The organism is Bradyrhizobium sp. WYCCWR15520, assembly GCF_056174665.1.
The window spans coordinates 100319-112837 of sequence record NZ_JBWBWM010000022.1 but is presented as its reverse complement, the minus strand read 5'-3'; the positions used below and the strand labels follow the sequence as shown (position 1 = coordinate 112837).

Genomic DNA, 12519 nt, shown 5'->3' with positions numbered 1-12519 from the left:
CCGTCCGCACGGTGCGGGGATCATTGGCGCATTACGTTTGAAGGATGCGCGCCATTGTGTCGCCGCGCCGCCGTCATTTCAAGCGCCGATTCTCGCAATCAGACGCTGCGGGCCGTCCGCGCAACCCCGATAACAGTCGATTAACGTTGTATTGGTACGAATTCTCAACCAGCAGGAAGAGAGCGGCATGCGTAACCTCACCGTCTATCAGCGTTTTGCGATGATCATTGCGGCGCTGACAATCGTGCTCTTTGCCGTTTCCGCCCTGCAGATCCTGGTGTTGCGCGATGCGGTGCTGGACGAGCGGCGCACCACCGTCCGCAATCTGGTCGAGGCCGCGACGAAGATTCTTGCCACCTATGAAAGCGAAGCCAAGGCCGGCCGGATCAGTCCGGATCAGGCGCGTCAGGCGGCGTTTGCCTCGATCAGCGCCATGCGTTGGGGCGAGTACTCCGACTATATCGGCGTCTATGGCACGGGAAGCTCCGATGCCGGCGTCACCTATGTGCACGCCAATCCCAAATACATCAACGTCAACCGCTGGGAGTTCAAGGACAAGAGCGGCAAGCTGTTGATCCAGGACATCGTGCGGACGGCGCGCGCCGGCGGCGGCTTTGTCGAATATCTGGCACCCCGGTCGGCCGGTGGCACCGAACTCCGCAAGGTCTCCTATGTCGGCGCCTTTGGCGCTGGCGACAAGCTACTCGCGCTGCAGGCGGGCGCCTATGTCGACGATATCGATGCTGTGGTCTTCAGTCGGATGATGTGGGCCGGGATCGCGGGCCTCGGTGGCCTGACCCTCGCGATGTTGGTTGCGTTCTGGCTCGGCCGCGGCCTGGTCATTCCCCTCAACAAGACCTGCGCGGCGATGGACGAACTGGCCAGGGGCCACCTTGCGGCCGAGATTCCGTTCGTCGACCGGACCAATGAAATCGGCCGGATCGCGCGCAGCCTCCAGGTTTTCAAGGATCACCTGGTCGAGACGACGCGGCTTCGCACCGAGCAGGAAGCGATGAAGTCGCGCACCGCCGAGGAGCGGCAGGCGGTTCTGTCCCGCATCGCCGACGATTTCGAGCGCAGCATCGGTGGCGTGATCCGCGGCACCGCCACCGCAGCCGACGAGCTGCAGAATTCCGCCTCATCGATGTCAACGATCGCGGTGGGGACGACGGGTCAGAGCGCGAAGGTCGCTGCTGCCGCCGAGCAGACGGCGTCGAACGTCCAGACCGTTGCGGCGTCGGCGGAGGAGCTGTCGTCGTCGATCCAGGAGATCGCGCGGCAGGTCACCCAGTCTTCGTCCATTGCCCAGAATGCGGTTGGGCAGGCGAACCGGACCGAGGCCATGGTCGGCCGCCTGGTCGAGGCCTCGCAAAAGATCGGCGAGGTCATGGCGCTGATCCAGACCATCGCGGGGCAGACGAATTTGCTGGCGTTGAACGCGACCATCGAGGCCGCCCGCGCCGGCGAGGCTGGCAGGGGGTTTGCCGTCGTGGCCAACGAGGTCAAGGCGCTGTCGTCACAGACGGCCAAGGCTACCGACGAAATCACCAGCCAGATTCAGGAAATTCGCGATGCGACCGGCTCGACCGTCAACGCAATCCGCGAGATCGGCACCACGATCGGGCAAATGAACGAAATCACCGGCTCCATTGCGGCCGCCGTCGAAGAGCAGGGCGCTGCGACCAACGAGATTGCCCGCAGCGTGCAGCAGGCGGCGCAGGGCGCCCAGGAGGTGATGCAAAACATCACGGGCGTGCGCGAAGCTTCGAGTAAGGTCGATGCTGCCGCCACCCTCGTCCTGAATGCCGCCGCGCAACTGACCTCGCAGTCCGAGCAGCTCGAAACCGAAACCGGCAAATTCCTCGGCAACATCCGCGCGGCCTAAAGCGTGATGACTTTTCTTCGAATCGTCATCCCGCTTTATCTTTTTGTTTGAGCATGATCTCCGCGCAAACGCGTTCCGCGTTTGTCGAGAGGGAAAACCGCTGCACACTTTTCCGGATCATGCTCTAAGGGCGAGCGGAGGCTTTCTCGTGATGCCCGGCCATGACGGGCAACGGTGGCCAGCACCCTGCAGGCGTCAATTGAGCCGCGCGCCGATCCCCGTAAGCACGCGGAAATCGGGCTTGGACTGAACGCCGTTGTGCTGGTTTATGACCGGCACGCCGACAGAGACGAAGCCCGAGAAGCGGTCGAAGCCAACGCGCACGCCGGGTGAGAGATAGACCGTCGTGCCCCCCGAATTGGGGTCGGCGATGCCGGCGATGCGCTGCTTGTCGTGCCACTCGCCATTCAGCTCCAGCACGAGATCGAGCGTATAGGGCGTCTTCTTCATGTCGCTGTGGTCGTGATTGGCGTGGTAGAGGCAGTGCTCCTGCAGCTGATTGCGCGGCTGCATGCAGTACTCATGCAGCTCAATCTCCTTCGCCGAGCCGGTGGGGCCGACGAGGCGGTATGACACCGCGGTGCCGAACAGAAAGCGGTCGCCGAGATTGGTGTTCTGCGTGCCGTTGGTGATCAGGTAATAAAGGCCGCTCACGTCGAACGACCAGCGTCCCGTGCGTTTGGTGAAGGCGGCGCCGATCAGGCCGTCCCAAGAGCCCGAGCCCGGCTGAAACTCGGCCTGGAAGAGCTGGCCGAAGGCGTCGCGCTGGCTGGTGCTGCCGGTCGGCGCCTTGAAGCCGAACAGCACGGCGGCCGACGTTCCGGTCTGCGCATTGCTGTGGAAGCGATATTGCCCGAGCATGGTCACGTCGCCGAAGCCGGCGGAGTTGCCGCGCCGGTTGATGCCGTCGGGGCTCATCAGGCTGCTCATGTCGCTCGAATTCATGATGCCCATATGGCCGCCGCTCAGCATGTCTTCATGCGCCTCGCGAATGTCGGAGCGGCGGACGCCGGACGCGCGAACGGCAAGGGTCAGATCGTTGGTGATGCCGTAGGCGACCGAAAGCGAAACGCTGTCGAGCGAACGAAGTGAATGCGCATGCGTGCCGCGGTTCGCGGCGGCGATCAGATCGGCATCGCTGAGCTGACCCAGCCGGATAAATTCGTAGCGGATGGATGCAGCGAACATTCCTTCGGCAAGTGTGTCGGCCGAGATGGTGTTGATGGGGCCGCCGCTGCCGGTATTGCCGCCGCCGCCGGGATGATGCGCTTCTGCAGGCGCGGCGAGAAGAAGTGCCATGGATGAAAAGATGCCGGCCGCAGGCCGTTTAAAATACGCACACACATACGCCCCCTGTACTTACTGTCCGGCGATTAGCCATCGCAATCGGGCGCCAGATTGACTGGATCGTGCGAGAAGCGCGGCTTGCTGGCGACGGAAGCGAAGCGGAAAAGCGAAGACACTATCGCGGGCGCGACATCTGTGTGGCCATCGCGTGGTTGGCAAATGGCAAGTGGCGTAGTCCGCTTGCCGGTTGTGCGTCCGAATTTTTCGCGTCCAGCGCAGCGGTAGCCGCAATCACGTCCGGCGGCAGCCGCAATCACGGCGAGCACCAGCCGTAATCGCGTCTGAATGTTTCTCTACACGTTTCTCTGTCCAGCGCGCGTATCGGAGTAGGACAGTTATGACAACCGTCGTCAGAGATATCTTTGTGTTTGTCACTGCGGCCATTTTCATCGCCGCGACTTTGTTGATTGCGAGCGGCGCTGGCGCGCACGAGTTCAAGGTAGGTGCAATCGACATCGGTCACCCCTGGTCGCGCCCGACCCCGAAAGACGCCAACATCGCAGGCGGCTATCTCACCATCACCAACAAGGGGAAGACGGCGGACCGGCTGATCGGCGGCACGTCGCCGGTGGCTAGCCAGATCGAGGTGCACGAGGTGATCGATGTCGACGGCATGTCGAAGACGCGCCCGCTCGCGAACGGTCTCGAGATCAAGCCCGGCAAGACCGTCGAGCTCAAGCCCGGCGCCTACCGCATCCTGCTGATGGGGCTCAAGGAGCCATTCCAGGTCGGCCAGAAGGTGAAGGGCACGCTGGTGTTCGAGAAGGCGGGGCCTGTCGACATCATCTACAACGTCGAGGAAAACGCCGGAGCCGCCGTCAGTGGCGTCAACGGTGTCTCGCACAAGCACCATTAGCGTGTCCGCTCGCGTCGAATCAGTGAGCAGCTGAGAAGAGGCTTGAAACAAGCGCCGCCGCGGCCAGCGGCGGCCGATCTTCGAACCGTAATTCTTCATTGGGATACTGACCCGTGTCCAGCTCAGGCCAAATGTCGCTCGCTAACTCGGGCACGGCGCAGCCGTCGTCGCAAGTAAAGTCAGTTGCCTTGCAGTCCGTTGCCGCGGTCTTGTCCGCATCGCTTCTCGGTGTTGGACTGGCTTACTGTGCTTGCACGTTGTTGATCCCAGCCGTCGCGCACGAGGGGAACAGTGCTTCACTTCTTTCGGCTGAGGGTCGTTCGCAGAATGTCATCTGCTCAAGCGACAACTCTTCGACCTCGGCGCAGGCGGCTCGCGCGGAGCAGTAAGATTCCGAGAGGTCGCTTCGCCTCCGCGCGCTGCTCGTCCGCCGTCAACGGTTCGGAAACCACGCGCGCTCTCTCCCGGCCCCGCTAACCAATCGAAAATCGTTCTGCCGCAAGTTCGTCTCCGGGAAAAGAAAGGGGAGATCCTGATATGAACGGCCTGGCAATCATGGAAAACGTTCGCCGATATCGCACGATCGCGTCGCTGTGCCGCCAAACCGCGGCGTACCGGCCGCTGCATAGCGGTTCCCTGCTGGCGCAGGCCAGCGAGTGGGAACATCGCGCCGTTGCCGAGCTTGAGGCTTACTATGAGGCTTTCTGTCACGTGGCGTCCGGCAACACGGCAGCGCGCTCAGGTAGCTGCGCCCTGAACTGAAGCCCGACGCCCGGAAATGGACGTTCGCTGATTTTCAGTTAACCAAGGAGAAATATGACGGCGTGGGGAGATCTCTCTGCCTTCGCCGTCCCCGGCGGGTGACTTGATCGGTTGGGGCCGCCGACCATCATCGATGGCAATACGATCGAATTTCACGATAGCGCCTGCGGCTTTGGGTCGTTAACGCATCAGGGGTTGACCAATCCCGGATCAGGCCGCTCGGCCGATGCAGCCCCCACGCGCTCGAACCGATAAATCTCAGATTTTCTGATTTTTGCGCTGCGCTTGCAAATAGTCTTCAGCGGCACCATCAATAGCAGCGCAGGTTCACCGGTGCCGCCATGGCTGACACGGCAGATACCGCGAATGTGATTGTCCGGCCGCCGATCGCGTGGGCGCTCGCGGTGCTTGCCGGGTTCGCGCTCAACTGGCTCATGCCCTTGCCGCTCTTGCCGGCCCCTGCAGGCTGGCTCGGCGCGATCGTGTTTGCGCTTGCACTGGCGCTGCTCGCGTGGGCGATCTCTACCATGACCAGGGCCGGCTCGAACGTGCCCACCAACCTGCCGACCACGACCATCGTCGATGCTGGTCCTTACCGCTTCACGCGCAATCCCATCTATCTCGGCATGGTGCTGGGGCTCATCGGCTTGGCCATCGCCTTCAACAGCCTCTGGCTGCTGGTGATGCTGGTGCCCTTCGCCCTCGTCATCCGCTACGGCGTGATCACCCGCGAGGAAGCCTATCTCGAGCGCAAGTTTGGTGACGTCTATCGCCGCTACTGCGCGCGGGTGCGGCGCTGGCTGTAGGGCTTGCCGGCCAGGGCACGGGGCCGGGGGGCCCGTGCCCCACCGTTCCCGCTGCGCAGAACAGCATAGGCATGGGGCGTCGGAAGGCGTATGATTGTGAGGTCCTTCGCGCAAATTGATCGACATCACGTGGAGGTGGCCATGAAATATGTGCTGCTTGGTAATCTGAGCCCGGAATGGGCAAGCAAGCAATCGGAGCGGATCGGCAAGGCCAAGGCAAAACTCGACAAGCTGGGCATCAAGGTCGAGTCGATCCACTACACGCAGGGCTACTACGATTTCGTCGACATCGTCGATGCCCCGAATGAGGGGGCGATGCTCGCGTTCTCCGTCTGGTACGCGACGCAAGGTCTGGGGCGGATCCAAAGTATGCCGGCCTTCGACGCAAAGACCTTCGAAGCCGCGATCAAGGACGCGGCGGGCTAAGCGCCGGGGTCGTGGCTCACGGCTTTGCTGCCAACCAGCCGTGCTCATTTCGCTTGCGCGCGAGTGGTGCCGCATTCTTGCCGGGCGCGGTGGCACGGAGCAGGCTCGAAGGAGCCGATTAATGTTTCGCGCCCTCCTGGAAGATGCGGGGCCTTGCGAATAGCTGCGCTTCCCGTGAAAGCTTGGCTCATCGGGCTCCAAATTCCACCCGCGATTTCAGCGGCTTGATGCGGCAGCTTCGAACGCAAACGGCGGGCCTCGGCATGGCCGGCTCTTTGCGGAAACGTGGCATTCGACCAACCAAGCCATAGCCGAATTGCATCTGGACGCCTGACCTCGCCAGGAAAGAGGCGAAGATTCAGTTGGGCACCGTCGCACACCTGGACAACCGGCAGCAGAAGTCAAGCTTGACCACAAGGCCCTTACTGTCACGGAACTATGCGATCCGTGTCTCAACCACTATTGTTTCTTCGTGCGGAGTCGCGTGCCGCCTGATTCACCCGCGAGGCTCCGCACCGAGGAGAAAAAAATTGAACCAACCCGCTCTGCCTCGCTTCTCCGCTCGCCTGCTAACTCTGAGCGCGCTCGCATTCATGGCGGCCTCAGGTCCGGCGCAAGCGCATGTGAAGTGGTTTGCGCCGTATATCGTCGGCGCACCGCCACAGCCGATCGGGGCCACCCTCACCAATCCCTGGTTCTGGACCGGCATAGCGCTGGTATTGGTGTTTTTCCTCGTGACAAGAGCGATTGAAAAGTCGAGTGCGGGCGAGACGATCCTGCGCGGCATGGACGGCATCACCGACCCCCTCTGGAATAGCCTCGACAACTTCGTGCGCGTGGTCATCGCCGCCTTCTTCGTGGCGATCTTTGCGGTCGGTGGCGTCTACCTGACACCCGACCTCAAGACGCCCGCCGAATGGGTGTCATGGACGCAGCTCCTGATCGCCGGGCTGATCTTCTCTCGCAAGACGCTGCCGCTTGCGGCTGCCGGCATCATCGGCCTTTGGCTGCTGGCGCTACGCGACTACGATGTCTTCCATCTGCTTGACTACCTTGCGCTCGGCGTCGGCGTCGCCGCCTATCTGGTGCTGGAGGCATCGTCCAATCCGGAATGGCGCAAGCATCGCTTCGAGGCGCTGCGCTGGGGCGTGGCCATCGCGCTGATGTGGTCCAGCCTCGAAGTGTTCGCCTATCCCGACTGGTTCTACCCGCTCGTGGAGGAAAAACCCTTCCTGACTTTCGGCATGCCGCGCGACGTCTTCATTCCAATGGCCGGCGTCGCCGAGTTCACGATGGGATTCGGCCTGATCTGGACGCCGCTGGTTCGCCGGCTGTCGGCCATCGCGCTCTTCGTCATCTTCAACGCAGCCGTTTATCCATTCGGCCGCACCGACCTGATCGGCCACGCGCTCATCATGGCGATCATCGTCGCCATCGCAGCCGATCATACAAGGGAGGTGCATTTCCTGCCCGCGCTCAAGCGCAGGCTGGCCGGCGTCCCGGCAGGACTTGCGGCAGCGCTTGTCATCTTCGTAACCGGGTATTGGGGACTGCACATTGCGATTTACGGTATCGAAGGAAATACGGGGGCGTCGGCCGGCGAACGGCTGACGCACACGCCGAACCCCGAGCATCCGCACGGCATGCACGGCACCACCGCGACAGCGGTGACGGCCGAGGCGGCTTATCGCACAGCCATGGACCGCATGCACGGCCCCATGATGCAGGGCATCGCCAATGTCGATCCCGACCAGGCCTTTGTGCTCGGCATGATCCCTCACCATCAAGGCGCGGTCGACATGGCCGAGATCGTCCTGAAATTCGGCAAGGATGCCCGAAACCACCACCTTGCTCGCGAGATCATCGACGCCCAGAGGCGAGAGATCGGCGAGATGCGCGAATGGCTCAAGCAGAAGAACATCCCGCAACCCTAGGGAACGGCGACGAGCACAAGCGAACCGACTTGCGACGTCATGAGGACTCGGTTGAAGCGTGTTTTGATTACCGGTATGTCCGGAACGGGGAAGAGCGCCGTTGCTCGGGAGCTCGTCGCAAGGGGCCATCGGGCCGTGGACCTGGATACGCCGGAATGGTCCGAGTGGGTCGACAGCGCGCCCACGGACACGCTGACACCAGCGGAGGGAAAGGACTGGGTCTGGCGCGAAGACCGCGTCAGAACGCTTCTCCTGACGCAAGATCAAGCACCTTTGTTTGTCAGCGGTTGTGCCGAGAACATGGGGCGGCTGTTTTCTTTGATCGATATAGTCATTCTCCTGTCCGCTCCTGTCGCGACGATCATGAAGCGGCTCGAAGCGCGCTCGGCGGAGGGCTACGGCAGAACCGACGAGGAACGTCAGAAGGTTTGCGGACTTCTCGCGACGATCGAACCGCTGCTAAGACAATCAGCCGACCATGAGATCGACACGAGCGGCCCGGTAGAAGCTACGGTCGATGAGATTCTCAAGGTCATCTAAGGAGCGACGCCGGAGCGGTCCGCTGTCGAGAGCTGTCTCGCATGTGCGAGCTGTCACGGTATTGGCAGCCGAGGAGCGATGGACTGATACGAACGCCTAAGGCCGCCGAACATCGCACGCGCTGCGACAACGAATTCCGTTCGGTGTGACCTGGCGGGGCGGATCGCAGGAAATCGTGGATTCTGCCCTTCCTGAGAGAGGGGTGACAGTTCATTCCGGAGACATGGGTTACACAATCGGGCCTTTTGCGGGGAGCGCAAAATGCCCTGGAAGGCGTGTAAACCCATGGATGAGCGTCTAAAATTCATTGCCCGGCGGCTGGACGGGGAGCGGATGGCGGGCCTTTGCCGCGAGTTCGGCATCTCCCGCAAGACCGGCTACAAGATCTTCTCGCGCTACAACGAGATTGGCTTGGAAGGGCTCACCGACCGCTCGCGCCGGCCCTATCGCCATGCCAACCAGCTGCCCACCCAGATCGAGACGCTGATCGTGCGCTTGAAGCAGGACAAGCCGAGCTGGGGCGCCCCAAAGATCAGGGAACGGCTGGCCCGGCTTTATCCGGATGTGCACACGCCCGCGATCAGCACCGTGCATGCGGTGCTCGATCGTCATGGCCTGGTCAAGCGGCGAACCCGACGACGCAACCGGGCTGAGGGCACCACACTCTCTCACCCGGCCCAACCGAATGAGCTGTGGTGTGCCGACTACAAGGGCGAGTTCATGCTCGCCGATCGCCGCTACTGCTATCCGCTGACCATCACCGACTTTGCCAGCCGTTATCTCATTGCCTGCGAAGCCTTGCACACCACCAAGGAAGCCTATGCCTTCTCGGTGTTTGAAAGCGCATTCAAGGAGTTTGGCCTGCCGCAGGCCATCCGCACCGACAACGGTGTTCCCTTTGCCAGTCCCAATGCGCTGTTCGGATTGAGCAGGCTGTCGGTCTGGTGGCTCAGGCTCGGCATCGCGATCGAGCGGATCAAGCCAGGCAACCCGCAGCAGAACGGCCGCCACGAGCGGATGCATCTGACCTTGAAGTTGGAGACCATCAAGCCGGTCGCGCGCAACTTCCTGCAGCAGCAGGCCAGGTTCGACGATTTCATCGACGGCTACAACAACGAGCGGCCTCACCAAGCGCTCAACATGCAGTGCCCGGCCGAGCGCTATATCCCCTCAAGGCGGATCTACCAGGGCCTGCCGGACCTTGATTATCCCTTCCACGACAGGACCGCGACCGTAACGACATGCGGCCGTATCTGCTTCAACCGGCAGAAAATCAACCTCAGCGTGGTCTTCGCTGGGCAGAACGTCGGGATTAAGCAGGTGAGCGACAGGATTTGGCTCGTCACCTTCATGAACTATAATTTGGGTTACTTCGACGACGAGACATGCAGACTCGAACCGATAGACAACCCGTTCGGCCCAAAGGTGTTACCTATGTCTCCGGAATAAACCGTAACCCATGTGTCCGGAACGGACCTTCGGCGATTGGCGCACCCGACACGATTCGAACGTGTGACCTTTGCCTTCGGAGGGCAACGCTCTATCCAGCTGAGCTACGGGTGCGTTGGGGCATCCTTTAGCCGATTGGCCGGGCAGGGGCAACGCCCCATGCCGGGGTTGGTGAGACCAAGGTGGCGGCCGATAACCACGTTCTCGACGCAAAATTCCGATCCGTTCCCGTTAATTGGTGCTAGTCTTGGCGTGTTGAACCATGGATGGGGACGTCCGATGTATAAGAAGGTTCTTCTCGCCTATGACGGTTCGGTCGAGGGGCGGCGTGCGCTGCGGGAGGGCGCAAAGCTCGCACAACTCTGCCGTTCCGAGGTTTTTTTGCTCGCCGTCGTCGAGGTTTCCTCGATCATGACACCCGAGGCCGGGCTGACGATCCCGATCGAACTGCAGACCGAGGATTACAAGGCCATCCTGAACGAAGGCGCCGAGCGGCTGAAGGCGTTGGGATTTACGCCGACCGTGCGGCTCGAGGTCGGCGATGCCGGGCAGAAAATCGCCGAGGTCGCCGAAGAAATCGGCGCGCATCTCGTGGTCGTCGGGCACCGCCCGCAGGGGGCGCTGGCGCGCTGGTTCGGCTCGATCGGCAGCTATCTGGTCAAGCGCCTGCGCTGCAGCGTGCTGGTGGCGCAGACCGAGATCAGCGACGCCGAGTTCGAGCGGTTGAAGCCGGCGGAAGCGACGGCCTCGGGCTAAGCCGAGGTTGGTCCGGACCTAGTTCGTGGGAACGATGACCTTGCCGATCGGCCATAGCGCGATCCCGGCAAGCTTCAGGTGTGCCCAGGCGAAAGGAATCCCAATGATGGTCACGGCCAGCAACACCGCCGTGACCACATGCCCGAGCGCCAGCCACCATCCCGCCAGCACCAGCCAGATGATGTTGCCGATCACCCCGAGCGGCCCGGTGCCGATATCTTCCTGCCCGGTATAGGCGTCGCGCGACACCGCGGTGAAACCGAACGGGAACAGCGTGTAGGCCGCGATGTTGAACGCGGCCCGCGCCCAGGGAATTCCGATGATCGTGATCGCCATGACGATGGCGGCAACCAGCCAGCCGAACGCCATCCATGCGCCGCCGAGAACGATCCAGATGATATTGAGAAGCAGCGAGACCGGAGACATGGCCGAGAACTTAGCTTGCCGTGGATGCGATTGAAATCGAAAACAGCCCTGCAAGCGGAACCCGATTTGCCCCGTGCCTCGCAGCCGCTAAACTCATTTGCCTAACGACCGGGCAACAAGCGTCGACAGGGAGAAACGTTCATGCGTCCACTCGAATTCGGCTGGTATCTGCCAACGCATGGCGACACCACGGCCTATGGCCTGATGGACGCGCAGATTCCGGGCTCGCCTGAATTGTGCGACCGCGTGGTGCGGGCGGCGGAACAGGCCGGCTTCGAATATCTCCTGATCCCAGTCGGCTCGGTGTGCTGGGAAGCATGGATCACAGGCGCGTTCATGGCGGCGCGCTCGTCGTCCATCAAGCCGCTGATCGCGGCGCGGCCCGGCTACATCAATCCCGTGCTGCTGGCCAAGATGATCTCGACCTTCGACCAGATGTCGGGCGGGCGAATCTGCATCAATCTGATCGCCGGTCAGAACGAGAGCGAGGTCGAAGGGGAGGGCGTGCTCTACCCGAAGGAAGCGCGCTATGAGTTGATGGAGGAGGAAGTCTCGATCCTCAAGGCGCTGTGGACCACGCGCGGGCCGGTAAACTTCGAGGGAAAGTTTCACAAATTGTCCGGCGCCCATATCCGGCCGCGGCCGCACCAGCAGCCGTTTCCGAAATTCTATCTTGGCGGTGGCTCGCGACAGGCCTGGGAATTGTCAGCCAAACATTCCGACGTGCATCTGTTCTGGGGCGACCTGCCGGAAAAAATCGCCGCGAACATCGCCGAGATCAGGGCGATGGCGCGCGCGCATGGACGCGAGAACGACATCGGCTTCGGCATGCGGCTGCAGATGATCTGCCGCGAGAACGAGGCGGACGCCTGGGAGGCCGCCGACCAGCTGGTGCGGCACGCCACCGAGCGGCAGAAGCAGGAAATGAAGACGCTTTACAACAAATCGGAAGCGAACATGCGCGTGCAGCAGCTCGCCCGCGAGCACGGCGATCTCCTGCTGCCGCATCTGTGGACCGGCATCACAAAAGTCCGTCCCGGCGCCGGCATTGCCGTCGTCGGCAATCCCGTCCAGTGCGCCGAGACCCTGCAGCAATTCATCGATGCCGGCTGCCACTCGTTCTGCCTGTCCGGTTATCTGCATGACGAGGAAGCCGAGCGCTTTGGCCGGCTGATCCGTCCCATTCTGGCCGAGAACAATCGCGGCCGGTGGGCGGCGTAAGGCAGAGGTGCGGCGGTCATGCTGCAGTGCATCCGTAAGACCACCTGACACGGGGGCTGCTGCTGCGGTGCGCTAACTTGCAAGCCTTTATATCACTCGCGGTGATTTGTG

12 protein-coding genes, 1 tRNA gene and 1 pseudogene are annotated in these 12519 nt (G+C 62.1%); 11 read left to right on the top strand and 3 right to left on the bottom strand.

The features are described 5' to 3' along the window. Window positions 1-187: 187 nt before the first annotated feature. On the top strand, window positions 188-1885 hold the full coding sequence (locus tag AC0QUY_RS25025) for a methyl-accepting chemotaxis protein (protein ID WP_475388878.1): 1698 nt from the start codon (window positions 188-190) through the stop codon (window positions 1883-1885). A gap of 195 nt (window positions 1886-2080) precedes the next feature. On the opposite strand, the gene AC0QUY_RS25020 is transcribed toward AC0QUY_RS25025, so the two are convergent. Then, a complete protein-coding gene (locus AC0QUY_RS25020; RefSeq protein WP_475388877.1) occupies window positions 2081-3184 on the bottom strand; it encodes a transporter in 1104 nt (367 codons plus the stop codon). A gap of 385 nt (window positions 3185-3569) precedes the next feature. On the opposite strand from AC0QUY_RS25020, the gene AC0QUY_RS25015 reads away from it, so the two are divergent. The 7 genes from AC0QUY_RS25015 (at window position 3570) to AC0QUY_RS24985 (ending at window position 10005) form a co-directional block, all read left to right on the top strand. Further along, window positions 3570-4088: a copper chaperone PCu(A)C gene (locus tag AC0QUY_RS25015; RefSeq protein WP_475388876.1), complete on the top strand. Its 519-nt coding sequence runs from the start codon at window positions 3570-3572 to the stop codon at window positions 4086-4088. A 537-nt stretch (window positions 4089-4625) separates the two neighbouring features. Further along, window positions 4626-4850, top strand: a complete 225-nt coding sequence (locus AC0QUY_RS25010; RefSeq protein ID WP_475388875.1) for a hypothetical protein — start codon at window positions 4626-4628, stop codon at window positions 4848-4850. A 341-nt stretch (window positions 4851-5191) separates the two neighbouring features. Next, window positions 5192-5656: a methyltransferase family protein gene (locus AC0QUY_RS25005; RefSeq protein WP_475388873.1), complete on the top strand. Its 465-nt coding sequence runs from the start codon at window positions 5192-5194 to the stop codon at window positions 5654-5656. A gap of 129 nt (window positions 5657-5785) precedes the next feature. Then, entirely contained in the window at window positions 5786-6082 is a 297-nt protein-coding gene (locus AC0QUY_RS25000) for a GYD domain-containing protein (RefSeq protein ID WP_475388872.1), read from the top strand. 530 nt (window positions 6083-6612) lie between these two features. Next, a complete protein-coding gene (gene copM, locus AC0QUY_RS24995) occupies window positions 6613-8016 on the top strand; it encodes a CopM family metallochaperone (protein ID WP_475388870.1) in 1404 nt (467 codons plus the stop codon). A gap of 51 nt (window positions 8017-8067) precedes the next feature. Then, window positions 8068-8556, top strand: a complete 489-nt coding sequence (locus AC0QUY_RS24990; RefSeq protein ID WP_475388869.1) for an AAA family ATPase — start codon at window positions 8068-8070, stop codon at window positions 8554-8556. A gap of 261 nt (window positions 8557-8817) precedes the next feature. After that, window positions 8818-10005, top strand: a complete 1188-nt coding sequence (locus AC0QUY_RS24985; protein ID WP_371419385.1) for an IS481 family transposase — start codon at window positions 8818-8820, stop codon at window positions 10003-10005. A gap of 37 nt (window positions 10006-10042) precedes the next feature. Here the strand turns inward: AC0QUY_RS24985 and AC0QUY_RS24980 are convergent. Then, window positions 10043-10119, bottom strand: a tRNA-Arg gene (locus AC0QUY_RS24980). A 165-nt stretch (window positions 10120-10284) separates the two neighbouring features. On the opposite strand from AC0QUY_RS24980, the gene AC0QUY_RS24975 reads away from it, so the two are divergent. Further along, window positions 10285-10761: a universal stress protein gene (locus tag AC0QUY_RS24975; protein WP_161851184.1), complete on the top strand. Its 477-nt coding sequence runs from the start codon at window positions 10285-10287 to the stop codon at window positions 10759-10761. An 18-nt stretch (window positions 10762-10779) separates the two neighbouring features. Here AC0QUY_RS24975 and AC0QUY_RS24970 read toward each other — a convergent pair whose 3' ends face one another. Next, window positions 10780-11187, bottom strand: coding sequence for a YccF domain-containing protein (locus AC0QUY_RS24970; RefSeq protein WP_161851185.1), 408 nt, complete (start codon window positions 11185-11187; stop codon window positions 10780-10782). A gap of 141 nt (window positions 11188-11328) precedes the next feature. On the opposite strand from AC0QUY_RS24970, the gene AC0QUY_RS24965 reads away from it, so the two are divergent. Both AC0QUY_RS24965 and AC0QUY_RS24960 read left to right on the top strand, forming a co-directional pair. Beyond that, the gene (locus tag AC0QUY_RS24965; RefSeq protein ID WP_475388867.1) at window positions 11329-12408 is read left to right on the top strand and encodes an LLM class flavin-dependent oxidoreductase; all 1080 of its coding nucleotides are present in this window, start codon (window positions 11329-11331) and stop codon (window positions 12406-12408) included. Further along, window positions 12393-12446 (top strand): annotated as a pseudogene (locus tag AC0QUY_RS24960) (hypothetical protein); the annotation flags it as partial. The gene AC0QUY_RS24965 and the pseudogene AC0QUY_RS24960, both read left to right, overlap by 16 nt. Window positions 12447-12519 lie beyond the last annotated feature (73 nt).